The sequence below is a fragment of the Clostridium sp. JN-9 genome (assembly GCF_004103695.1).
Lineage (GTDB): Bacteria > Bacillota > Clostridia > Clostridiales > Clostridiaceae > JN-9.
In genome coordinates this window covers 1,840,821-1,865,876 of record NZ_CP035280.1, presented here as the reverse complement: position 1 = coordinate 1,865,876, position 25,056 = coordinate 1,840,821, and the positions used below count along the sequence as shown (strand labels likewise).

The window sequence follows — 25,056 nt, the reverse complement described above, 5'->3', positions numbered from 1 at the left end:
AAAGAGTGGTGTAATTAATGGATTTATTAGAGCAGATTTATAATGCCGGTGTAGTAGGTGCAGGCGGGGCTGGATTTCCAACACATAAAAAATTAAACTGTAAAGTACAATACTTTATTATAAATGCTGCGGAATGTGAACCTCTTTTGCAGACAGATAAATATATTATGAGAAATTTCAGCCATGAGATAATTAAAGCTGCAGAGGCTGTTTCCGCACAAGTTGGGGCAGATAAAGCAGTTATAGCTTTAAAGAGAAAGTATATAGACGAAATAGAGGCTTTAAATAAAGCTATAAAAGATTTAAATTCAAAAGTAAAGCTTCATTATTTAAAAAGTATTTATCCTGCAGGTGATGAACATGTTCTGGTAAACGATGTTACAAAAAAGGTAATTCCTCCTGGAGGAATACCTCTGAATGTTGGGGCAGTAGTAAACAATGTTGGAACAGTATTAAATATATATGAAGCAATGAATGGATTACCTGTTACAGAAAAATATGTATCCGTACTGGGAGAAGTAAACAGCCCTAAGATTGTAAAGGTACCTATTGGAACATCAGTATTGGAATGTATAAAAGCTGCCGGAGGTGCATCTATTAAGGATTTTGTCATAATAATGGGAGGCCCAATGATGGGCAGATTAATATCAGGTGATGATATAGGAAAAAGGACTATAACAAAAACAGATGGAGGTATAATTGTTTTACCTGAAGATCACTATCTGGTAACTCAAAGACAAGTTCCAATAGAACATTTGATTAACAGAGCAAAATCTGCATGCATACAATGTTCAGCATGTACAGAGATGTGTCCGAGACACCTTCTTGGACATCCTTTAAGACCTCACAAAATAATGAGAGCCATATCAACTACAGATGATTATGGAGAGAATTTTAAGGAAGCTCTAATATGCTCTGAATGCGGCATATGTGAGATGTATGCATGCCCAATGGGATTATCTCCTAGAAGAATTAATGTATTCTTAAAAGGAGAGTTAAGGAAAAAAGGAATAAAATATTCAGCGGAATCTAAAGAATATAACACAAGAGATTACATGGATTATAAACAGATAGATGTGTCAAGACTTGTTGGAAGGCTTAATGTATCCCGCTATACTATGAAAAATATTAATGAAGCAGAGGAATACATTCCAGCCGAAGTTTCAATTCCATTAAAACAGCATATTGGTATGACTGCCAATGCTGTTGTTAATGCTGGAGATACTGTTACAAAGGGACAGCTTATAGCTTCTGTAAAATATGAAGATATGGGAGCTAATATTCATGCAAGTATTGACGGTACTGTAATAAGTGTGGGCGAAAACATTGTTATTAAAAGCTAAAGTAATGAGGTGATAAAGTGATAAGGTCTATTGGTTTAATTGAATTAAGCAGCATTGCAAAGGGAATTGCCACTGCAGATAAAATGCTTAAGGCTGCAGAAGTACAGCTTATTTTTTCAAAACCTGTGTGCCCTGGCAAATATATTATTTTAATTACTGGTGAAGTAGGGGCAGTTAAATCCTCAATAGCATCAGGAATAAGTGAAGGCGGCCACTTTATTGTAGATCATCTTCTTATACCTAATGTTCATCCTGATCTTATAGAAGCTATAAACTGCAGCACTGAAATTGGATCTGTAAATTCAGTTGGAATCATTGAATTCTATAGCATTGCAGCTTCTATAATTGCTGCAGATGCGGCAGCTAAAGCTGCTCAGGTAAAATTAATAGAAGTAAGATTAGGAATTGGTATCGGAGGAAAATCCTATGTTACTTTAACTGGAAACGTAAGTGCTGTAAAGGTTGCTGTTGAAGCTGGGGCAAATGCGGCAGGAGATACAGGAATGTTTATAAATAAAGAGGTTATCCCATCACCAAGACCAGAAGTTTTTCAAAGTTTGCTTTAATTATGTAATATGACTCTATTGACATAGCAATACATTTTTGTTAACATAATATAAAAGAATTACTAAAAGCTGAGAAGAGAAAGAGTAAGATATCAAAGCTTATACAGAGAATTCCCAGTAGCTGAGAGGGAAAAAGTAATGGTAATCTGAATACATCTCTGAGCATCACACCAAAACCTGCATTGCAGGAAGTAGGCTGCTGACGGATCCTTTCCACCGTTAAAAGGATAGAGTATATGTTTTTTTGCATTGTACTTGAAAAGGTTAATATTGCGAAATATTAATAAACTAAGGTGGTACCACGGGTATATAGCTCTCGTCCTTGTATGAATATATAAGGACGGGGGCTTTTTATTTCTTAAAATTAAATTGCAGGGAGGAATTAAAATGATAAACATTGAAGAACAAATTAAGATAATTAAGAAAGGTGCAGATGAAATAATTAATTTAAATGAACTTGAAGAAAAACTTGCAAAATCCTATAAAGAAAACAGGCCTCTCACTATAAAGCTGGGATTAGACCCTTCAGCTCCAGACATTCATTTAGGTCATGCTGTTGTACTAAGGAAAATAAAACAGCTTCAGGATTTAGGGCATAAAGCTGTTATAATCATTGGAGATTTTACAGGTATGATAGGAGACCCAACAGGAAAATCAAAAACCAGAAAGCAGTTAACAAGAGAGCAGGTTATTGAAAATGCTAAAACTTATGAAAAACAGATTTTCAAAATACTTGATAAAAATAAAACAGAAGTTAGGTTTAATAGTGAATGGCTAGGCAAAATGACATTTAAGGATGTTATTGAATTAGCATCAAAATGCACTGTTGCCAGAATGCTTGAAAGGGACGATTTTAAAAACAGATTTAAAAATGAACAGAGTATAGGTATCCATGAGTTCTTTTATCCTTTAATGCAGGCCTATGATTCTATTAATATAAAAGCTGATATTGAGCTTGGGGGCACTGATCAGAGATTTAATATTCTCATGGGCAGAACTCTTCAAAAAGAATATAATATGGAAAGACAAATAGCTGTTTTCATGCCTATTTTAGAGGGTATTGATGGAAAAGACAAAATGAGTAAAAGCCTTGGAAATTATATTGGTATAAATGAAGATCCTGATACTATTTATGAAAAAGTAATGAAGGTACCAGATAATTTAATAATAAAATACTTTGAATTAACAACTGACTTACACCCGGATTATATAGATGAAATTAAAAAACATCTGGAAAATGAAACAAAAAATCCAAGGGACATAAAAATGCTTTTGGCAAGGGAGATTGTTTCTTTGTATCACAGTAAGGATGAAGCTGAATCAGCTGAGGAAAATTTTAAAAGTGTATTTCAAAGAAATGAAATACCTGAGGAAATGCCAGCATTAATGCTAATGGGCGGCGAAAGCATAATAGATGTAATGATTAGATTTAACTTTGCTTCTTCAAAAAATGAAGCAAAAAGATTAATTATCCAGGGCGGTGTAAAGATTAACAATAACCAGATAAAGGAGTTTACTACATTAAATTTAAATAACAATGATATTATTCAGGTTGGTAAAAGAAAATTTGGGAAAGTAATTATTGAAGATTAAATGGAGGCTCACAGCCTCCTAACCTTATATTAATCCTTATTAAAAGTATTTAATTTTTCATAATCCAGCTTTGCTAAATTACTATATTCAATTAATGCCTGCTGACCCTCCTTACTTAAGGCATATATACCTTTGTCCACTTTGGAAAACCAGCCGTAATAATTCTTTGAAAGAATGGACTGTGTTTTTTTTAAATCAGAACCTAAGTTTCGAAGTTCTTTTGGTGACATTGCACCATACTTTTTTAAACAGCATACAATGTATAAGGAACTTTCCCTATATGCAGTTACCAGCTTTCTGCCTCTGCTTCCGCCAACATTTAAATCTATATTTCTTCCATTAAGTTCCTTAATTATACCATTTCTTCTTTTTTTATTATTCTGCATATATTTTAGTCTGTCGCATGGAAGAGGGTCTATAGGAATTTCAATGTATGATCCATTATCCGTAATTGAAACCAGTATAAGTCCTATTTCTAATCTTTTTATTAAGTGGCACAGGCTTTTCCACTTAGCGTTTACAGTAAATTTTTTTGGCTTTGGTATAGCTATATAAACAAAATCAGTTATTTTCTGCCTGTCTACTGCTTGTACAAGTAAATCCACTGATAAATTCTTTTTAAGTTCAATAATTACTAATTTATCCTCTTTTAATGCACAGATATCGCAGTAATCAACTTCTGTCCTCACTTTGTATCCAATATCCATAAAGTATGTTGTAACTGGTTTGCTTAAACTTTCCTCCATAATTTTTGCCATAATAAAATCTATCTCCAATTTAGTAATATTACATATATATTTTACAGTAAAAAACTATTATATTCTATTGAATGTTTCACATTATGCAAGTCCAGCATATAATGGAATATAAAAAATCACCTATTGCAAGGCAGTTATTAACAGTTTCATCATTAATTTTGCAATAACCTTAATAAAAATACAAATACGGATTTGGAGGTGTAAATGAGTTGGAGCTTAATAATTTATTTGGAAATATGTTCAATGGATCTGGCGGCAATCCCTTAGGAAATATGTTCAATGGATCAGGGGGCAGCCCTTTAGGAAATATGAACAATATGGGAGCTATGGGTAATGTTATTGGCAGTTTTTTAAACAGCGAAGGAGGAATGAATTTACTTGGAGGCATGTTAAAAGGCGGCGGGTCCAATGGAATAATATTGATAGTATTAGCTTTTCTTTTACTGGGTTTCGGAAATGGATTTAATCAAATGGGCAATAATGGCAGTAACTGTGATTCAGGATCCAGACACAGACATCATCATAAACATCATAGAAGATGCTGCAGGTCAGGACAGTGTAATATGAATTAAATACATTGTAAAGCAAAAAGTAGTAATATATATTACTACTTTTTATGATTAATCTTCGCATTCAGGTGTGCTCTTTTTCCCTTTAATAAACCCAATAACAGCAGGAATAAGAGAAATAAATATAATAGCTATTAACACATATGAAAAATGGTCTCTGATAAATGGACGATTTCCAAAATAATATCCTCCAAACAGAAATACGGATACCCACATTATTCCGCCAACCATATTATATGAAATAAATTTTGTATAGTGCATTTCTCCAATGCCTGCAACAAAAGGAGCAAAAGTTCTTATTATAGGGATAAATCTGGCTATAACAATTGTTATTGCACCATGCTTTTCATAAAATGAATGAGCTCTGTTTAAATAATCTTTATTTAAATATTTATAATCCTTTTCAAAGGCTTTTGTTCCAATTTTCCTTCCTATAGAGTAATTAGCAGTATCACCAAGAATTGCTGCTGCTATAAAAAGAATATACAATGTAAATAGATTCATGGATCCAATGGCAGCAAAAGCACCGCTTGCGAATATAATTGAGTCACCTGGTAAGAATGGAGTAACCACCAATCCTGTCTCCAGAAAAACAATCATAAATATTAAAGCATATGTCCATGCCCCATAGGTACTAATTATAACGCTGAGATATTTGTCTAAGTGCATTATAATGTCGATTAATTTCATTTGTATCCCTCCAAAATTATATAAGTAATGTACATATTATATTAAACCACTAATATATTAAAATTACATTAGAAAATAATATTTTCTTATTTTAACAGTAAATTACCATTTGAAATGTTTACATAGCTGTGCTATAATCATTTTATAAGTTATAGGATTTCTGAAATATTCGGGGGCTCTATATTTTGAACCTACAGTAAAGAAACGGAAGTTCAAAATTTAAATGAGGATATGTACTTTCTTATGAGACCTTTTAATTGGCTTTGAAGGCGATAGAGACATTTGTGAGGACATCCACCTATCATAAGATAGGGATCAAAATTAGAGTAGCGGTATTTTGGATAATATAATATGGTAAGTATATCCCTTGAGGCATTTTATGTGCTTCAAGGGATATTTTTCTATCCCATTAAATAATTTCGGTTGCTTAATATTTGCAACATGGTAAAATAATAATATAATAAAAAAGAATATTAATTCAAAAATTTTATTGTATAGCTTAAGAAAAAGAGGTTCCAATGAATAATAATAAAACAAAAAATAATGAAAAAGTCAAAAAACCAAAATTAAAATACAGATTCTTAGTTGTAGCTTTTACCATAAGCATGGCATTTTTTTTAATTATAATAAGACTGGGATATATTATGATTGGCATGGGACCAAAATATAAAGCAATTGCTGATGATCAGCAAAAAAGTGAAATTAAAATAAATCCTAAAAGAGGAAGTATTTTGGATAGAAATGGCAATGAACTTGCTGTTAGCGCTGGTGTTTACGAGATAGATCTGGATCTTAAGACTCTAAGACAAACATTAAATTCTGAAAATATATCTGCTGACGATCTGGCAGCTAAATTAGGTTCCATACTTAATATGAAGCCTAAAGAAATAACAAAAATTTTTAATTCAACTCTGAAAAATGGTCTCCCTGCAAGTTCTGCTACTTTAAAAAGGCAGGTTGAAAAGTCAGAAGTTGATAAAGTGAAAGCTTTAAATGTGAGAGGAATAGTAATCTCACCAGATACAAAGAGATTTTATCCAAATGGCAATTTCTTATCAAGTGTATTAGGAACCCTTAATTCTGAAGGTACTGGGGTTTCAGGAGTTGAGCAGGCATATAATAAAGAAATGATGGGTATCCCGGGAAAAAGCAGTTATGAAAAGGACGTAAAAAGTAATCAGCTTCCTTATGAGGATTCTCAATATGTAAAACCTGTAGATGGAAAAAATGTTGTTTTATCAATTGATGAAACAATTCAGGAATATGCAGAAACAGCTGCAGAAAAAGCTTTAAAGGATAATAATGCAAAATCAGTAAGTGTAATAGTGATGAATCCAAAAAATGGAGAAGTCCTGGCCATGACCAGCAAGCCGGATTTTGACCCTAATAATCCATATGCTGGTTCAAAAAATTCAAAGGATACAGCTGCACTTTGGCAGAATAGATCTGTTCAGAATACATTTGAGCCAGGCTCTATTTTTAAAGTTATAACTTCTGCATGTGCAATAGAAAATAATATTGGAGTAAATGATGCCTATACATGCAATGGAAGTATTAAAGTAAACAAAGTACCCATAAATTGTTGGGATCTGAATGGTCATGGAACAGAAAGCTTTGGTGATATAATTAAAAATTCATGCAACGTTGGCTTTGTGGAATTAGGAAGTAAGTTAGGAAAGGACAAGCTTATACCATTTATCCAAAGAATGGGCTTTGGCCAAAAAACCGGAATTGATTTACCTGGTGAAGCAGCAGGTATTTTAAGAGATCAAAGTAAAATTAATAATGTTGACTTAGCAACAATAGCTTTTGGACAAGGATTAGGAGTTACTCAGGTTCAATATATGGCAGCATTTAATGCTGTTGCAAATGGGGGAACATGGATAAGACCTCATGTAATGAAGCAAATTACTCACGCAGACGAAAATAGTAAAACAATAGTAGACAAGGAGTATTCAAGCTTTGGTAAAAAAACTGTTTATAATGCAAGTGAAGCTGCAACCCTGCGTCAGTATCTTGTAAAAGTTGTTACTGAAGGTGTTGGACAAAAGGCTTTTGTAAAAGATCTGGACATTGCAGGCAAAACTGGTACTGCACAAATTGCAGATCCTAAAACAGGAACATATGCTGCTGGAAAATACATGTCATCCTTCGCAGGTATGGCTCCATCTACAGATCCTAAAATAACAATGCTTGTAAGCGTTGAAGAGCCAGGTGCCTCAAATTATTATGCCAGTGAGGTTGCAGCACCTGTTGCAAAAGATTTATTCACCGAAATATTTAATTATCTGGCAATTAAAGGAGAGCTGAAATAAATAACAAAGATTAAAGAACAAAGATTAAATAAGGTAGTTTTTCTTTGCAGAAAAACCAAAAACTCAATAATTAAGTGAATCATAGGTTTTAATAAATAAAAATGGTTTCAATTATAGTTTTATTAGATGATAAAAAAAGATTTGCAAAAATCCTGTGCCGGCAGGCAGCCAATTAAATAGATTTCAAAGTAAATCAGCTATTTAAGCTTCTCAAAAAACTGTAGAAACATCAGTATTTTTGCTTGCTTAAATAGCGATTTACTAAATGAAATTATATAGCATAAAGAACGTAAATGGATTGCCGGAAACATTGAACATAACGAAAAGAGAGTACATGATCAAAGCATAAATTACATTAATATCAGCAATAATAAAATCTGTGTTATTATAGCACTGGATTCACATAAAAATATTTATTCCAGAGCAGTGGGCACAGGACGTATGAATGCAATGGATATGGAAAATTATATTTATAGAAACATAAGTAAAATTAATATCCCAAATACATATATAAGTATGAGAAATGCTGGAATATGTTTTAATTGGCCTGTCCCTAACGGGAATTTGCTAACGTATCAACACTATTGAATAAAAGAGCCCTATACTTATACTAAAGCAGGAAAGATCAAAGAACAGAGAACAAAGATTGTTGTTTTGCCCTTGGGCAAAACTTAAATTAGAGATTTTCTGCTAAGGCAGAAAATCCTCATTATTTGTTCTTTAATCTTTAATCTTTGTTCTTTAGATTTAATTATCGGTTGTGTCTTGGATTTTTGGATATTTTTTCAATGGCTTTAGTTATTTCTGAAACTACATCTGCATCAAACTGAATATTTAACTGATTAATTTTAGAATAAACTATACCTTTTTCTGATACAACATATAATGGCATAAATTTGTTTAAAGCTATAGCTTTTATATCTTCAATACACCTATCACATGTACAAATGTTATTATATTTTTTTAAAATAGCAGGCAATGCTTGGTCTATTACTATTTCCATATAATTCTTAAGCATTAAACCCCTCCAATCTAAATTTATTATATATTTTCTATATAGTGAGACATGGAATCCAGAACAATTTTTTAAGGACAGAATGTAGTATGCCTTTGTTAAGTACACATTTATTTATATTCTATAAATTACTGGCTTTTCCTTCAAAAAAATTAATTTTGTAAAATCATACAAAAAAAATTAATTTTGCATGATTTTATGTCAAGCATTTTTGAAAATGTCCCAAAATATTTAAAACATTAGCACCAGTTTTCTGGTGCTTTTTAGTTAGGTTTTACTTCTAAAATAAATAATGAGGCTTTCCTGGATTTTGGGTATGCTTAATAAGCCTTCTGAGTTTTATACTTAAAAGGAGGAATAGTAATATTATGGCATTTACTTTTATGCTATATTTTCCTGCCTATGTTTCTGCTTTTTAAGATAACGTTCAAAAGAAGCTTGTTTCCAAGGATGACTCATTGGAGGAATATAACGTTTTTTTGGTTGCCCCGCAGGAGCTGCAAGGTCAAAGCTTTTTGATGTAAGTTCATGTTCTGGTAATAGATCTAGAGCATATACCTTTTCATCAACACAAAAGAACATTCCACCATCAAAGGCTTGAATTACCATACCTGAAGTACCTTTTCGGTAATGTACAGCATATCCATTACAATCCATAGGGAGGTAATAACTTTTCTTGAATTTGATGCAGCTTCCGTTATCAACCTTCCTACTGGTTAATACGGCAAGTGTTAAATTTATTTTTTCAATATCTAGTTGTTTTTCAAAGACAGATTTGATATTATCAACTGGTAAAGCAAACTGGGCATTGAATTCTTTTATGTATGAGTTTAAGAATTCATTTGCTTGCTCAATTGTGCTGATACAAGCTAGCCTCATTTCTAAAGGGAGGCGTGATTGTAACGTCTGAAACATTCTTTCTACGCGCCCTTTAGCTTGGGCAACACTGCTTGTCTTAATTCCTATGCCTAACTGTTTACAGGCATAGCTAAACTGAGTGAAAGTATCCTCTTCAACTGAAGGGGACTTTTTCTTTTTGTATTCAAATACAGTACGTCTATCTGTAAATAACATATAAGGGATACCGTGTTCCGTGAGTACCTGGTGTAACACATGGTAATACCCGTTTAGGGTCTCTTGTGAGTCAAAATAAGCTCCCATAATAGCACCTGTAGCATCATCTACAGCAATGTGTAATTGGGTTTTATTCTTACCGAACCAAAGATGCTGTGAAGCATCCATCTGGAGCATCTCACCTATGTAAGCACATCTAGGGCGCCTCGGGTGTGCATCTTCAGCTGCAATAATTGCATTCTGAATGTTAGAAACCTCTTTTGGAGATTTGGCTACATTCTTCAATTCCTCTAATTGAGCTTTAACCTTTTTCCTTGTAGCACGCTTAGCCTTAGGAGACAGGATGAATTCCTGCATAAGGATTGAACGGATGGTGCTAATGGATACTTTGATATGCTCATGCTTCTCTAATAACTCAGAATAGTGGGTGAGATTAGCATCAGAGTATTTGGTACGATAAAGGTCAATAATTAATTGTCTTGTCTCATCATCAAGTGTATGGACTGGTTTTCTCCCATGATTACCATGAATAAAATAAGCCTTTCCCTGTTCCTGATATCCTTTGATCATTCTATTAATATGTCTAATAGAGCAGCTTAGATAAAGGGATGCCCTCTTCTTGTTTCCATTTGTTTCGACCAATTTCTTTATAGTTGTATATTTATCATTTTCTTTCATAGTTAAATTTACCTTTCTCATTATGTCCACCTCAATTCTCTTGAGGTATCATTATACTATATTTTTTGCATTTGGGACATAATCATATGTGGTATATTAAGACATTATCATAAATCAATCATAAAAAAAAATTAATTTTGCATGATTTTATTGAAAAATAGGGGCTTTAGCAGTATAATATTCATATAATTTAATTAAGTACTGGGGGTGCCGGTTGGCTGAGAGACGACTTATTCGTTAACCCTTATACCTGATCTGGATAATACCAGCGTAGGAAAGTAATGTAATCTTTTAAGACTACACCGTATTTCATCGTTGGAATACGGTTTTTTTGCGTAGGTACCTCAGTGCAAATAGGAGGTATTATTTATGGCATTTTCAAAAAACATTTCAGAAATATTAAAGCATCCAACATCAATATTTGCTTTAATAGCAGGGCTGCTTATAATAATAGCAGCTATCAAGGTTAGAAAGATAAAGCTTGATACTAAAACAATTACTCAAATTGGAGTTGCTTTAGCATTAGCATGTGTTCTAAAGGTATTTAGAATATATCATCTGCCTCAGGGTGGGAGTATAACACTTGGAAGTATGATTCCAATTTTGTTAATGGCTTTCTTGTATGGACCAGAAGTGGGATTTTTAACTGGATTTTTATATGGTATACTGACATTGATATTTGATCCTTACATTCTTCATCCAGTACAGGTCCTTTTTGACTATCCACTGCCATTTATGGCATTAGGGCTGGCAGGATATTTTCCCAATAAGAAAATAACAGGCACCATTGTAGCTGTTACAGGAAGATTCATATGTCATTTTATTTCCGGCATGGTGTTCTTTGGAAGCTTTGCACCAGATGGAATGTCTCCTGCAGTTTATTCATTAATGATAAATGGCCCATTTATGGCAGTGGAAGGCGGCATTTGTATTGCAATTATGGCTGTGCTTCCAATGAAACAATTAAGCAGAATAATTAAAAGTGCATAACAATAAAGCTCTCTATGATTCATATAGGGAGCTTTAGTTTTTTTAATAATAATATGTTAATATCAGTGGACAACTAACATTTTAAAATAATTTACATATACTTAATATATAAACTTTTTTAGGAGTAGTTATGAATGCTGATGGGGTTTTTGAGGGCGGAGGAGTTAAGGCAATAGGATTTGTAGGTGCAGTTTGTAAAATGGAGGAAGCTGGTTTTAAGTGGCAGAGACTAGCAGGAACATCTGCAGGAGCAATAGTAGCATCATTACTGGCTGTAGGTTATACAGGTAAGGAATTAAAAGAAATAATTCCTGGAATAGATTATTTAAGTTTTGTAGATGGAAAAAGTTTAAAACAGATTTCATTCATAAAAAATACATTTAATTTATTAACAAAATACGGTTTTTATTCAGGAGATAAAATAGAAATTTTTCTAAATAATCTTTTTCAAAAAAAGGGAAGAACTAAATTTAAAAATATATGCAGTTCCAATAATTGCAAACTAAAAGTAATAATCTCTGATATTACAAGAAAAAAAGCTGTAATATTTCCTGATGATTTAAAGGAATACAATATTGATGCAAAAGAGTTTAGTATAGCCAGAGCTGTGAGAATGAGCATAAGCCTTCCATACTATTTTCAGCCTGTTACATTGAATTATAAAGATAATTTAGATTATATGGTTGATGGGGGAATATTTAGCAATTTTCCTGTGTGGCTTTTTGATGTGGATGGAATACCCAGATGGCCCACAATAGGATTTAAATTAGTTGATTCAGATCCTGGTAAAATTAAAAAAAATAACATACTTACATTTACAAAGGATTTACTGGACTCTGTTATTTACACCAGTGATGAAACATTTATCACAAATAAAGACAAGGTTAGAACCATTAACATACCAACTATGGGGGTTAAAACTACTGAATTTAATATAAGTAAAGAAAAATCCAAAGAATTATATTTATCAGGCTATAATTCAGCTGAAAACTTTTTAAGTGAATGGAATTTTAATCAGTATATAAGAAGTTACAGGAAAAAAAGTTAATCTGTTATAGATTAACTTTTTTATTTGAACAAAACTTTAGAAAATCTTCCAGTACATTTGGATTTTTATTAAAAAATGAAGTAAAATCGCTAAAACGCTCTAAAGTTTCATTACTTATAGTGTGCTCAATTTTTTCAGTATCATCAAAAACAAAATCTTTAGGAACTCCTATTATTTTTAAAAAGGCTTCTATAGTATTATGTCTCTTCAGAAGATAATCCCCCAATTTTTTACCGCTTTCCTCTAATGTTATTACACCGTATTTTTCATAATTCAAAAGCTTTAGATCAGCCAGCCTTTGTACCATGCTGGTAGCAGATGGAGGGTGTACATTCAGGGCCTGGGATAATTCATTAATTCTTATAAATCCGTTTTTTTTATATAATCTATAAATCATTTCCATATAATCCTGCATTGAAGCAGTTAATAATTTATTTTCCTTTTTCATATATTCACTAAAAGTATAGAATTCATTATTGTCCAATGTATTCACCTTACTATATTTATTTGCTATATTTATTTATATTCAAAATGAGTTTAACTAATTACAATGATACTAAAATTAAGTTTGCTATGAATGCTATTACCTGAAGTAAATTAAAAAACAATGTATTTCTCAAAATAAAAATAAAACCTTTAGCCTTGCTTTTCTTAGAATTGAATTTTTTTATATTTCCAACCATTACAGGCACAAAAAAATATAATATTATAAATGTTTTAGGTACCAGATTATTAAATATAAAAATTGTAATTAAAATCAACTCAAATAAATGAGAACATATAAGAACTTTAAAAGCATTGTCTGCTCCTATTAGGGATGGAAGAGTTTTTCTCCCATCTTTTTCATCTTCATTAACATCACAGATGTTATTTGTAAGCATTATGTTTGAAATACTAAATGCTACAGGCAGTGATAATATTAATGTACTCACTGAGAACTGCTGGCTTTGTATAAAAAATGAAATTGAAAATACAATAGTACCTTCAAAAATACCAGAAACTAATTCACCAAATGGAGTATATGAAATAGGATAAGGTCCTCCAGAATAAACATAAGCAGTTATTATGGATATACCACCTATTATTAACAAAATAGGGCTTGTACTAATTAATATATACAGTCCAAGCAAAGCTGAAAAGCCTATAAATGATAATCCAATTAAAAATACTGTCAGAGGATTTAAATTGTAATGAACTATTGGATTATGGATGTTATATAAGTAACCATTAGTATTCTTAGCTTTTTTATAATCAAAATAATTATTAAAAACTGTGGAGGCCCCGTCTAAAGCAATAGAAGCCAGCAGCATAGCCATAAATAAATTAATTTTAAAACCTCCATAATTAAAGTTTGAATACAATGATCCTAAAATTACAGAAAGTATAATTGCTGCTGATGTTCTAAACTCAACAAGTTCATTTAAAATTTTCAGGTTTATTTTATTATAATTCTTATTCATATGTACACCTTTCCTTGAATTTTTTTATATATGTACTTTTTTTATAATGCAAAGTATATAATAACACAATTACCATGGAAATTGTAATTTTTAATAGTTACGTGTGTGTGACTTATATTTCCATGGAAATATAAGTTATTATAATAATTTGTATAATGTATATTTTATTATAAAGTCGTCAATAATTTTAAGGTATTATTTTTTATAAGGAGAGATCATTGTGAGAGTAGGCGTACCCAGAGGGCTTTTATTTTGCCAATATAGTTCCTTCTATTTAAATTTTTTTATAAATTTAGGTGTGGATGTAGTAACATCAGAAGAAACCAATAAAGAAATATTAAATGATGGCATTAAATATTGTGTTGACGAAGCTTGTTTACCAGTTAAAATTTTTCATGGTCATTGTGCAAGTTTAATAGGGAAATGTGATTATCTTTTTATCCCCAGAATAATGAAAGTGCATAAAGATGAATATATCTGCCCCAAATTCTGTGGAATTGGTGAAATGATAACGAATGATATACCTGATTTACCTCAGGTTATTCAGGATCCAATATATGCAGATACAAAAAAACATTTAAAAGTATGGTGTTATAGGGTTGGAAAAAAGTTTACAAAGAATTTAAGCACAATAGAAAATGCATATAAAACTGCTTTATATAAACAAGAAAATTTTCAATTAGGTATGAACCAGGAAAACTTTAGCATTAAGATTGCTTTATTAGGCCATCCATACAATGTTTATGACAACTATGCAAATATGAATCTTATGAGAAAACTTAATAAACTTGGTATAGGCATAATTACAGAAGAATTTGCAGATATAAAGGAAATAAATAATGAAATGAGCAGCTTATATAAAAAACCATTTTGGACCTTTGAAAGAAAAATGTATGGCTTTGCACTTAATATGTATAAAGACAGTTCAGTGGATGGATTTATATACATATCTTCCTTCGCATGCGGCATTGATTCTATAGTAATTGAATTGATAAAAAACCAGGTAAAGGATTTTCCTTTCTTAGAGTTAAAAATAGATGAGCAGACTGGCGAAGTTGGTTTTGATACAAGATTGGAAGCATTTACAGACATGCTTTATAGAAAGAAGAATATAGTTGAGAAGGTGAATGCAATATGAAGATTACATTCCCACTATTAGGCAATTCATATTTTGCTGCAAAAGCTATTTTAGATGATTTAGGCATAGAATGTATTGTTCCTCCTATGAGCAGCAAAAGTGCTTTGATAATTGGCACTAAATTTTCACCAGAAGAAATCTGTCTGCCATTTAAGATTATATTAGGTAACTACATTGAAAGTATCAAAATGGGGGCAGATACTATTGTTTTAACAGGAAGCTGCGGCCCATGCAGATACGGTGAATACTGCGAATTACAAATGAATATAATGAAAAAACTTGGATATAATGTTGAATTTATTGTATTAGATAAGCCATCATCAATTGGAAATAAAGAATTTTTGAGAAGAATAAATATTATATCAGAAAAATCCAGTAAAACAGCAAAAGAGAAGCTTACTGCACTCTTAAATGGATATAAGATTATTAATTTAATTGATAATATAGAAAAAAAGGCAAGGTTACTTGCTGGTTATGAGATAAATAAAGGTGAATTAAAAACTCTGCTGAATAATTGCAAAAGTGATTCGATAAAATGTAATTCTTCACATGAAATGTTAAATGTAATGAATAAATATAATAAAAAAATAAATGAAGTAAAATTAGATAAATATAAAAATCCAATAAAAATACAAATCATAGGTGAGATATACACTATATTAGAACCATTTGCAAATTTATACATTGAAGATAAGCTTATGGATCTGGGAGTATCCACAAGGAAATCATTAACTCCCAGCTGGTGGTTTAAGGATGCTGTTTTGTCTGCAATAAAATTAAATTCATTAAACTTAAGAATTGCATCAAAAGAATATCTTCCTTATTACATAGGCGGCCATGGCCGTGAATGTATTGGAGAAGCTCTCATGGCACATAAAGAAGGCTTTAGCGGAGCAATTCAAATATTTCCAATGGGCTGTATGCCTGAGATCGTTTCTAAGTCTATACTGCCATCCATTGCAAGAGATAAGAATTTCCCAATTATGACACTGGTTGTGGATGAAATGACTGGAGAATCAGGATATGACACTAGAATTGAGGCTTTTGTAGATTTGCTTGAAAGGAGAAGTAAAAATGTACAATATGGGAATTGATGTTGGCTCAGTAAGTACTGATATAGTTCTTACTGATGACAATAATAATGTAATTGATGGATTATATTTAAGAACTATGGGTAAACCAGTAAAGGTAATTCAGGAAGGTTTTAATATATTGAAAAAAAAATACAAAGATTCTGAAATACAATCAGTAGGTACCACAGGAAGCGGAAGAAAAATATCATCCTTTCTGGTTGGTGCAGATGCAGTAAAAAATGAAATTACTGCTCATGCTGTGGCATCACTTGATATTGATCCTGAAATAAAAACAATTATAGAAATTGGCGGCCAGGATTCAAAAATAATAATTATTAAAGATGGTATAGTTACAGATTTTGCAATGAATACTGTGTGTGCTGCTGGTACTGGTTCATTTTTAGATAGACAGGCAGAAAGACTTGGAATACCAATAGAAGAGTTTGGTGATTTGGCTCTGAAATCTAATAATCCAGTTAGAATAGCAGGAAGATGTGCTGTGTTTGCAGAGTCAGATATGATACATAAGCAGCAGATAGGATACAAACAGGAAGATATAGTCAGAGGACTCTGCGAAGCCTTAGTAAGGAACTACCTGAATAACGTTGGTAAAGGTAAAGATATAAAAGAAAAAATATTTTTTCAGGGCGGTGTTGCTGCCAATAAAGGAATGAAAATGGTTTTTGAAAAAGTATTAAACTGTCAGGTAACTGTCCCCAAATATCATGGATTAATGGGAGCCATAGGTGCTGCCATATTAGCTAAGGAAGCAGTTAAAAGCAAGAAATATACAGGCTTTAAAGGATTTAATATATCTGACTGTAACTTTACATCTAAAAGCTTCGAATGCTCAGGATGTGTAAATAGATGTGAGGTAGTTAAAATATTAAAAAATAGTGAAGCCATTGGCTGCATTGGAGATAGATGCGGTAAATGGAGCAATAAATCTGAAAAGGCAGTTTAAAAGGAACAGGTCAACTGTTCCTTTTTTAATTACAGCATATAATAAAATTGCAAGTTGAAATAATATAAAACTTCATTTACAATGATAATATCATACTATAATTATTAAAATTGGTGTTTTACCAGGAGGATATTTAATGATAAAGAAATTTAAAAGAGTTTTAGTTGCAAATAGAGGAGAAATTGCAATTAGAATATTTAGAGCATGTGAAGAGCTTGGAATTAGAACAGTGGCAATTTATTCAGAGGAAGATAAATTATCGCTTTTTAGAACAAAAGCTGATGAAGCATATTTAATAGGAAAGGATAAGGGACCTGTTGAAGCATATTTAAATATAGATGAAATAATTAATCTGGCATTAAAAAAAGGTGTTGATGCAATACACCCTGGTTATGGATTTTTATCTGAAAATCCTGATTTTGCCAGAAAGTGTGAAGAAGCAGGAATTGAATTTATTGGTCCAAGCTGGAATGTAATGGAGAAGATGGGTGACAAAATAGCATCCAAAATAACAGCAAAATCTTGTGGAGTACCAACAATACCAGGTGTGCAGCAGCCAATAAAAAGTGAAAAAGAAGCCAGAGAGTTTGCTGAAATCTGCGGATATCCAGTTATGGTAAAAGCAGCTGCCGGAGGCGGCGGCAGAGGAATGAGAGTAGTAAACAGAGCTGAAGATCTTATTGAAGCATATAAAAGTGCTAGAAATGAAGCAAAAAAAGCTTTTGGTATTGATGATGTTTTTATTGAAAAATATTTAAAAAATCCTAAACACATAGAAATTCAAGTTTTAGGAGACAAATCAGGAAATATAGTTCACTTATACGAAAGAGATTGTTCAATACAAAGAAGACATCAAAAGGTAATTGAATTTACTCCTGCTATTTCTCTATCCAATGAAAAAAGAAGAGAAATATGCAGTGATGCAGTAAAAATCGCAGAAAGTGTTGGATATTCCAGTGCAGGAACATTAGAATTTTTAGTTGATAAAATGGGAAATCATTATTTTATTGAAATGAATCCTAGAATTCAAGTAGAGCATACAATTACAGAAATGGTTACAGGTGTAGATATTGTTCAAAGTCAGATTTTAATTGCAGAAGGATATACATTGGATTCAAATGAAATTGGAATAAGATCTCAAAGTGACATTAATCCAAGAGGATGTGCAATTCAATGCAGGGTAACTACAGAAGATCCAGCTAATAACTTTGCTCCTGATACGGGGAAAATAGATGTATACAGAACTGGGTCAGGTTTTGGAATAAGACTGGATGGAGGAAATGGATTTACTGGTGCTGTTATCAGCCCATATTATGACAGCCTTCTTGTAAAAACAACAGCCTGGTCAAGAACATTTGCTGACGCTGTAAGAAAAGCAACAAGAGCTATAAAAGAAATAAAAATATCAGGTGTAAAAACAAATGTTGACTTTTTAATAAATGTTTTAAATCACGAAAAGTTCTTAAAAGGTGAATGTGATACCAGCTTTATATCCGAAAATCCTGAATTATTTGATATTTATACTAAATTAGATGATGAGCAGAGAATACTAAAGTTTATTGGAGAAAAGGTTGTTAATGAAACACATGGACATAAAAAGGATTTTGATGTGCCAGTTATCCCAAAGGTATCTATAGATTCAACTCTTAGGGGAACAAAGCAGATTTTAGATGAACAGGGACCAAATGGAGTGGTGAGCTGGATAAAAAAGCAAAATAAGCTTTTACTTACAGATACTACAATGAGAGATGCGCAGCAATCACTTATGGCTACCAGAATGAGAACTATAGATATGACAAAAATAGCTAGAGCTGAAAGTGTGCTGGCAAAGGACCTTTTTTCTATGGAAATGTGGGGAGGAGCAACCTTTGATGTAGCTTACAGATTTTTAAAGGAATCTCCATGGGACAGATTAGTAAAATTAAGAGAAAAAGTTCCTAATATACTTTTTCAAATGTTATTAAGAGGTGCTAATGCAGTTGGCTATAAAAACTATCCTGACAATGTTATTAAAGAGTTTATAAAAGAATCATCTGAATCTGGCATTGATGTATTTAGGATATTTGATTCACTTAACTGGTTAAAGGGAATGGAAGTTTCCACAGAGGAAGTTTTAAAGCAGAGAAAGATTGCAGAAGTGTGCATGTGCTATACAGGGGATATTCTTGACACGAAAAGAGATAAATATTCACTTCAATACTATATAGATATGGCAAAGGAAATTGAAAAAATGGGGGCTCATATCTTAGGAATAAAAGATATGTCTGCTTTATTGAAACCTTATGCAGCTTATAAACTGGTTAGTGCTTTAAAGAGTGAGATTGGTATACCAATACATCTTCATACTCATGATACTACCGGAAACGGAGTAGCTACTGTACTCATGGCTGCTCACGCAGGAGTTGATATTGTAGATACAGCTTTCAACAGTATGTCAGGCCTCACAAGTCAGCCAGCATTAAATTCAGTAGTAGCAGCTTTAGAAAATACAGAAAGAGAAACAGGATTGAAATTAGATGAAATACAAAAACTGTCAGAATATTGGAGTGCTGTGAGACCTGTTTATAAAAAATTTGAAAGTGGGTTAAAAACAGGCTCTGCAGAAATATACAAATTTGAAATACCCGGTGGGCAATATTCTAATTTAAAACCTCAGATTGAAAGCTTCGGATTAGGTCATAGATTTGATGAAATAAAGGATATGTATAGAAAAGTAAATATCATGTTAGGAGATATTGTAAAAGTTACACCTTCTTCCAAAGTGGTGGGAGATTTGGCTATTTTCATGGTGAAGAATGATTTAACACCTGAAAATATTTATGACAAGGCAGCTAATTTAACATTCCCTGACTCCGCAGTATCATATTTTAAGGGAATGATGGGTCAGCCTAAAGATGGGTTCCCTGATAAACTGCAAAAGCTTATATTAAAGGGCGAAAAACCAATTCAGGGGAGACCCGGTGAACTTCTTCCTCCTGAAGACTTTGAGAAAATAAATAAATATTTAACTGAAAAATATAAAATTAAATTCAGTAATAAGGATATTATTAGTTATGCTTTATATCCAGAGGTATTTGAGGATTATTTAAGGTTCATTAACCAATATGGAGATTTAAGCAATATGGGCAGTGACGTTTTCTTCCATGGATTAAGAGAAGGAGAAATAAGTGAGATAAAAATTGCAGAAGGCAAAGTATTAATTGTAAAAATGCTTGAAATCAGAAAAGCAGACAAATATGGGAACAGGATTGTTGTTTATGAAGTTAATGGAAACAGAAGAGAAGTTTCTATTAAAGATAATGCTGCTAATACAAAGGAATCTAATTCTGAGGAAATGGTTACTATGGCAGATAAAGAAAATATAAATGAAATTGGAGCCAGCATTCCTGGGAAATTAGTAAAGCTGCTAGTTAAAGAAGGAGATACAGTTAAAACTGCCCAGAGCTTAGCAGTAATTGAAGCAATGAAAATGGAAACAAACATTACTGCTCCTGTTTGTGGTATTGTTAAAAAAATATATTCAGATGAAGGAAAACAGGTTACATCTGGCGAATTGTTAATTGAATTAGAATAGTGATATAATTTACATGTGAATATTTTATAAAAGGCGGGAGGTGAATAATATGAGATTTGCATTTATAATTTCTTTAATTTTTGCATTGTTCATTTCCATATTTGCCATCCAAAATGCAGCAGCAATTTCAATAAGTTTATTATTTGCAAAATTTAATGTTTCTTTAGCTCTGATTATATTTATTTCTGCAGCTATAGGTGCTATTATAGCAGCACTTCTTGGGGTTAAAAGAGAACTTAAAATAAAATATGAAAATAAACAGCTATTAAAAAGAATTAACCAGCTGGAGCAGGAGAAAAAGCAAAATGAAATAGATGTAATTAGGGAAAAGGATGTTTTAGATAAAAATTAAATGAGGTTATTTGACTATGAAAAATAAAATTAAGGTATATTTAGTTGACTTAATATTGTTTTTTCTTATATCAGCTCCGTTATTATATAACTCTTCTAAAATAAATGCAAAAACAAACAATATAATTCAATCTAATAAGGTAAATACATTGAATACTGAATATTTATATGATAAACAAAGCATGATAATAACCAAGAAGAAGAAAGCCAGACAGATGAATTTCCTTAATAGAAACTCCAGGCTGAATGATCTAAAGATAAAAATTGACAGCACAATAGGCAGCAATAAAAATAATGTTGCAGTGGCATATTATGATATCAATACTGGTGACAGCATTATGATAAATGAAAATATGAGTTTTTTGGCAGCCAGTACTGTAAAAGTTCCTATAAATATGCTTCTTTATGATATGGTATATGAAGGCAAAATAAACAAAAATGAAAAACTAACATACACTGATGAAGATTATGAGGATGGAGCTGGAATCCTGCAGGGCCAGGATTTATCCAAGCCTATAGCTGTAAGTGATTTAAGCAGATACTCCATAATATATTCTGATAACATTGCCATAAATATGCTGCTGGATAGAATTGGGACTGATAACAGGTTTAATTATTTGGAAAGTATATTAGGACACAATGTAGACCGAAGTGATAACTATACTACAGCTTATGATTCGTTACAAATTTTAGAAAGGCTGTACGAAAACCCTGATAATAATCCATATTATCAAAACTTAATTAATTTAATGGAAAATACAATTTATCATGATAGGATAGATAAATTAATTCCTCAGCACATAGTAGCACATAAAATAGGTGATTATAATGAGTATGTGAATGATATGGGAATTGTTTATACAAAAGATCCATATATCCTGGTTATTCTTACAAAAGATGTACCTGATGCAAATGAATTAATTGGACAAATATCAAAAGTAATATATGACAATGTTATAAGCAATGAAAAATAGCGGCAATATGGCCCTAGGAGACTAATCTCCCGGGGCATGTTTTAGTAAAATGTTATAGTTCATCTCCATTCCATTGCTTTATTGCTTCTTTCACTGATCTTGCCATTTCTTTAGAAAAATCTGAGCCTGTTTTAAAGCTATAATGCATCTGTCCATAGTTTTCAGCACCATATTTATTCTCTTTAAAGAAACTTTTTTCTTTTTCACTAAACATATCTATAATTTCTTCATTTTTAAGAATTTTATATTCTTCATTAAAAACAATATAATCTTTTTTAAATCTTACTCTGGGTTTTCTAACTGCATTTTCCGGATAATATCCCATACACAGCATTGCCACCGGAAAAGTATATTCAGGAAGTTTTAATAATTCTTTATGAATTTCATATTTTTCCATTATATCTCCTATATAGCATGAGCCAATAGAAAGTGACTCCGCAGCTATTACAGCATTTTCAGCAGCTATTAATGCATCACTTGATGCCAAAAGTAAATTTGATATATCAGGAGCAGTAAAGGGCATCTTCTTATTTAGGCAGAAGTCCTTTACATTACTTAAATTATAATAATCAAACCATCGTTTGCAATCTGCGACAAATATTAAGATAACAGGTGTATTTGCTATAAAAGGCTGATTATCACAGGTTTTACTTAGAATATATTTTTTATTTTTATCCTTTACTACTATAATAGAATACATCATCATGTTTCCAGCTGTTGGTGCACCAATAGCTGCATCAATAATAGCATTTAAATCCTCATCTGTAATTTCTTTATCGGCATATTTTCTTAAAGAAAAACGATCTTTTAGTAACTGAAGTGTTGAATTCATAAAATTTCCTCCTTATAAATATAACTATATTTATAATTTTACTATTGCTTCATGTAAAATGATATACATGCAGCTAATTTTAAATAATAAAAACTGCCGGCAATAGCTTATGCCAGCAGTTTTTATTTGTAATATGCTTTAAAGTATTTTTATAACTTCTACCTGGTATTTCCCATCAGGGGACTCAACCTGAGTTATTTTTCCCACCTCTAATTTGTAAAGGGCTTTTCCAAGTGGTGAATCAATACTTATCTTCATATTCTTAACATCAGCTTCAACGGAACTAACCAAAGTAACCTCTTCAGTTTCATCAATATCATAAAATTTAACAAGTGCTTTCTTGTTAACATCAAATATATTGTCTGATTCACTTGATTCAACTACAATTGCATTTTTTAACTGTGCTTCTAATTCAAGTATTCTTGTTTCTGTCATGGACTGATCATCTTTAGCTGCACTATAATCTGCATTTTCACTTAAATCGCCCTGAGCTCTTGCAGATTTTAGAGCTTCCTTTATTTCAACTCTTTTTACGGTTTTTAAATACTCAAGTTCGTCTTCCAGCTTTTTCTTACCTGACTCTGTTAATTTTACTTTGTTCATCATATCACCGCCTATAATTACTGTAAAGATTACTCCATTAAAATAATAATACTAATAATAAATTAATGCAATAAAAACTATAGATTTAGCAGCAGCATGTAAAATGGAATTATAAAAACACAAGCTATTGTAGTTATGACTGTCATTATGGCAGCATATTCATAATCTCCTCCGCATTTTGCTGCAACAATGGATGTATTGGTCATTACAGGCATTGCAGCTTGCATAACAAATACCTGTTTCATTAAATCAGGAATGGGGAAAAACCAGGTTAATATTATTACCAGCATTGGAGAAACTAAAAATCTTCCAATTAATATTGCAAACATATCTAAAGAGAATTTTACTTCTTTTAAGTTAACTGAATAAATGGTTATGCCTATAAACATCATTGAAAGGGGTGTGGTAAGATTTCCAAGATATTTACAAGTATCTAATATGAATTTTGGAAGATTTATATTAGCAAAAATAATAGATAAGCCAACTAAAAAGCCAATTAATGGCGGAGTAAAAATCTGCTTTAATGTTTTAGAAGATAAAATTTTATTATTTCCACCATGTCCATCATTACTGATTCCATATGTTCCCAAAGTCCAAAAAAATGATGTGTTTACAACATAATAAAGCAGCACATAGGGCACACTTTTATCGCCAAACAGTGCTAAATTAACTGGCAGCCCGATAAATATGGTATTGGAAACAAAAAACATGGATACAAATGTTCCTCTTCTTCCTTTTTTAACTTTTATAATTTTTGATAAGGTTATTCCAATAATATAACTTATTCCCATTGATAAAAAGGGAACCATTAACCCCTTTGAAAGGCTGCTGAATTTCTGCCTGTTAAAATTAGTGCATAGATTTTCTATCATTAATGCTGGTAAAGATATATTAAATACTATTTTTGAAAATAGTTTAGAAGCATTATTATCAAACCACTTTTTCTTTGTTAAAAAATATCCAATTAATATCATAATAATAATACTTAAAATACTTTGAAGTGAAGTAAAAATTATCTGCATTGTGAAAATACCTTCCTTATAACTTTATAAATAATTATAACATAGTGTATAAAATAAAAAGCCCGGAAATTGTATTCCAGGCTGCTCATTAAAAATCATTAGCATTTCAGGCTGCTATAAAGTTTTATTACATCTTTATTTACATCTTTATTATATTTTTGATTTTCAGTAATTCTTAATAAAAATCTATCATCAATAAGGGTTTGTATATAATTGCCATATGTGCTTAAATAATAAGTTTTTCCATTGAAAATAAACTCATCTTTAGATAACAGAGCGGCATTAATCATGGACTGCTCAAAATTATTTAGAACTTTCTTTTTTATTTTCTTGCTTATTCTCTTATTCATAATGATTTTGCTCCCCCTAAATTATTTCTCTTCTTTTTTATTATATAAAATTTAAGCATGACTTTGGTTAAGGTTG

The 25,056-nt window shown here is 31.5% G+C and carries 23 protein-coding genes, 1 riboswitch and 1 other annotated feature; of the genes, 13 read left to right on the top strand and 10 right to left on the bottom strand.

Annotated features, from left to right (window positions below):
- Positions 1 to 17: 17 nt before the first annotated feature.
- From EQM05_RS08950 to tyrS, 3 genes are all read left to right on the top strand, one after another.
- Positions 18 to 1,343, top strand: coding sequence for a 4Fe-4S dicluster domain-containing protein (locus tag EQM05_RS08950; protein ID WP_128749723.1), 1,326 nt, complete (start codon positions 18 to 20; stop codon positions 1,341 to 1,343).
- Between the two features lie 17 nt (positions 1,344 to 1,360).
- Complete coding sequence (locus EQM05_RS08945; RefSeq protein WP_128749722.1) at positions 1,361 to 1,909, top strand: BMC domain-containing protein; 549 nt, start codon at positions 1,361 to 1,363, stop codon at positions 1,907 to 1,909.
- A 62-nt stretch (positions 1,910 to 1,971) separates the two neighbouring features.
- Positions 1,972 to 2,236: a binding site (T-box leader), on the top strand.
- Positions 2,237 to 2,296: 60 nt separating this feature from the next.
- Positions 2,297 to 3,502, top strand: a complete 1,206-nt coding sequence (gene tyrS / locus EQM05_RS08940) for a tyrosine--tRNA ligase (protein ID WP_128749721.1) — start codon at positions 2,297 to 2,299, stop codon at positions 3,500 to 3,502.
- 29 nt (positions 3,503 to 3,531) lie between these two features.
- On the opposite strand, the gene EQM05_RS08935 is transcribed toward tyrS, so the two are convergent.
- Positions 3,532 to 4,260, bottom strand: a complete 729-nt coding sequence (locus tag EQM05_RS08935) for a DUF2161 family putative PD-(D/E)XK-type phosphodiesterase (protein WP_128749720.1) — start codon at positions 4,258 to 4,260, stop codon at positions 3,532 to 3,534.
- 209 nt (positions 4,261 to 4,469) lie between these two features.
- Between EQM05_RS08935 and EQM05_RS08930 the strand changes: the two genes are divergently transcribed.
- The gene (locus tag EQM05_RS08930; RefSeq protein ID WP_128749719.1) at positions 4,470 to 4,832 is read left to right on the top strand and encodes a hypothetical protein; all 363 of its coding nucleotides are present in this window, start codon (positions 4,470 to 4,472) and stop codon (positions 4,830 to 4,832) included.
- A gap of 48 nt (positions 4,833 to 4,880) precedes the next feature.
- Here EQM05_RS08930 and EQM05_RS08925 read toward each other — a convergent pair whose 3' ends face one another.
- Complete coding sequence (locus EQM05_RS08925) at positions 4,881 to 5,519, bottom strand: DedA family protein (RefSeq protein ID WP_128749718.1); 639 nt, start codon at positions 5,517 to 5,519, stop codon at positions 4,881 to 4,883.
- A 518-nt stretch (positions 5,520 to 6,037) separates the two neighbouring features.
- On the opposite strand from EQM05_RS08925, the gene EQM05_RS08920 reads away from it, so the two are divergent.
- Positions 6,038 to 7,834, top strand: a complete 1,797-nt coding sequence (locus EQM05_RS08920) for a stage V sporulation protein D (RefSeq protein ID WP_128749717.1) — start codon at positions 6,038 to 6,040, stop codon at positions 7,832 to 7,834.
- Positions 7,835 to 8,585: 751 nt separating this feature from the next.
- Here EQM05_RS08920 and EQM05_RS08915 read toward each other — a convergent pair.
- Together EQM05_RS08915 and EQM05_RS08910 are read right to left on the bottom strand one after the other, a co-directional pair.
- Positions 8,586 to 8,852, bottom strand: coding sequence for a late competence development ComFB family protein (locus EQM05_RS08915; protein WP_128749716.1), 267 nt, complete (start codon positions 8,850 to 8,852; stop codon positions 8,586 to 8,588).
- A 378-nt stretch (positions 8,853 to 9,230) separates the two neighbouring features.
- Positions 9,231 to 10,622 (bottom strand): ISNCY family transposase, encoded by a 1,392-nt coding sequence (locus EQM05_RS08910; RefSeq protein WP_243108031.1) that lies wholly within the window; start codon positions 10,620 to 10,622, stop codon positions 9,231 to 9,233.
- 172 nt (positions 10,623 to 10,794) lie between these two features.
- A riboswitch (TPP riboswitch) is annotated at positions 10,795 to 10,895 on the top strand.
- 75 nt (positions 10,896 to 10,970) lie between these two features.
- Between EQM05_RS08910 and thiT the strand changes: the two genes are divergently transcribed.
- Positions 10,971 to 11,591, top strand: a complete 621-nt coding sequence (gene thiT / locus EQM05_RS08905) for an energy-coupled thiamine transporter ThiT (protein ID WP_128749715.1) — start codon at positions 10,971 to 10,973, stop codon at positions 11,589 to 11,591.
- 130 nt (positions 11,592 to 11,721) lie between these two features.
- Entirely contained in the window at positions 11,722 to 12,639 is a 918-nt protein-coding gene (locus EQM05_RS08900; protein ID WP_128749714.1) for a patatin-like phospholipase family protein, read from the top strand.
- Between the two features lie 4 nt (positions 12,640 to 12,643).
- On the opposite strand, the gene EQM05_RS08895 is transcribed toward EQM05_RS08900, so the two are convergent.
- Together EQM05_RS08895 and EQM05_RS08890 are read right to left on the bottom strand one after the other, a co-directional pair.
- Positions 12,644 to 13,123 (bottom strand): iron dependent repressor, metal binding and dimerization domain protein, encoded by a 480-nt coding sequence (locus EQM05_RS08895; protein WP_128749713.1) that lies wholly within the window; start codon positions 13,121 to 13,123, stop codon positions 12,644 to 12,646.
- A 61-nt stretch (positions 13,124 to 13,184) separates the two neighbouring features.
- On the bottom strand, positions 13,185 to 14,099 hold the full coding sequence (locus tag EQM05_RS08890; protein WP_128749712.1) for a UbiA family prenyltransferase: 915 nt from the start codon (positions 14,097 to 14,099) through the stop codon (positions 13,185 to 13,187).
- A gap of 220 nt (positions 14,100 to 14,319) precedes the next feature.
- Between EQM05_RS08890 and EQM05_RS08885 the strand changes: the two genes are divergently transcribed.
- The 6 genes from EQM05_RS08885 to EQM05_RS08860 all read left to right on the top strand — a co-directional run bounded on the left by EQM05_RS08885 (position 14,320) and on the right by EQM05_RS08860 (position 22,173).
- Positions 14,320 to 15,237, top strand: coding sequence for an acyl-CoA dehydratase activase-related protein (locus tag EQM05_RS08885; protein WP_128749711.1), 918 nt, complete (start codon positions 14,320 to 14,322; stop codon positions 15,235 to 15,237).
- Positions 15,234 to 16,331: a 2-hydroxyglutaryl-CoA dehydratase gene (locus EQM05_RS08880; RefSeq protein WP_128749710.1), complete on the top strand. Its 1,098-nt coding sequence runs from the start codon at positions 15,234 to 15,236 to the stop codon at positions 16,329 to 16,331. Before EQM05_RS08885 ends, EQM05_RS08880 begins: the two co-directional genes overlap by 4 nt.
- Positions 16,312 to 17,274, top strand: a complete 963-nt coding sequence (locus tag EQM05_RS08875) for an acyl-CoA dehydratase activase (protein WP_128749709.1) — start codon at positions 16,312 to 16,314, stop codon at positions 17,272 to 17,274. The genes EQM05_RS08880 and EQM05_RS08875 overlap by 20 nt, the downstream gene beginning before the upstream one ends.
- Before the next feature lie 136 nt (positions 17,275 to 17,410).
- On the top strand, positions 17,411 to 20,848 hold the full coding sequence (locus tag EQM05_RS08870) for a pyruvate carboxylase (RefSeq protein WP_128749708.1): 3,438 nt from the start codon (positions 17,411 to 17,413) through the stop codon (positions 20,846 to 20,848).
- A gap of 49 nt (positions 20,849 to 20,897) precedes the next feature.
- Entirely contained in the window at positions 20,898 to 21,200 is a 303-nt protein-coding gene (locus tag EQM05_RS08865; RefSeq protein ID WP_128749707.1) for a LapA family protein, read from the top strand.
- Between the two features lie 16 nt (positions 21,201 to 21,216).
- Positions 21,217 to 22,173: a serine hydrolase gene (locus EQM05_RS08860; protein ID WP_128749706.1), complete on the top strand. Its 957-nt coding sequence runs from the start codon at positions 21,217 to 21,219 to the stop codon at positions 22,171 to 22,173.
- A 52-nt stretch (positions 22,174 to 22,225) separates the two neighbouring features.
- On the opposite strand, the gene EQM05_RS08855 is transcribed toward EQM05_RS08860, so the two are convergent.
- The 4 genes from EQM05_RS08855 to EQM05_RS08840 all read right to left on the bottom strand — a co-directional run bounded on the left by EQM05_RS08855 (position 22,226) and on the right by EQM05_RS08840 (position 24,980).
- The gene (locus EQM05_RS08855; RefSeq protein ID WP_128749705.1) at positions 22,226 to 23,005 is read right to left on the bottom strand and encodes a nitroreductase family protein; all 780 of its coding nucleotides are present in this window, start codon (positions 23,003 to 23,005) and stop codon (positions 22,226 to 22,228) included.
- Positions 23,006 to 23,143: 138 nt separating this feature from the next.
- Positions 23,144 to 23,608: a transcription elongation factor GreA gene (gene greA, locus EQM05_RS08850; protein ID WP_164917247.1), complete on the bottom strand. Its 465-nt coding sequence runs from the start codon at positions 23,606 to 23,608 to the stop codon at positions 23,144 to 23,146.
- Positions 23,609 to 23,685: 77 nt separating this feature from the next.
- Positions 23,686 to 24,630, bottom strand: a complete 945-nt coding sequence (locus tag EQM05_RS08845) for an AEC family transporter (protein ID WP_128749703.1) — start codon at positions 24,628 to 24,630, stop codon at positions 23,686 to 23,688.
- Positions 24,631 to 24,728: 98 nt separating this feature from the next.
- Complete coding sequence (locus EQM05_RS08840) at positions 24,729 to 24,980, bottom strand: hypothetical protein (protein ID WP_128749702.1); 252 nt, start codon at positions 24,978 to 24,980, stop codon at positions 24,729 to 24,731.
- Positions 24,981 to 25,056: the final 76 nt, after the last annotated feature.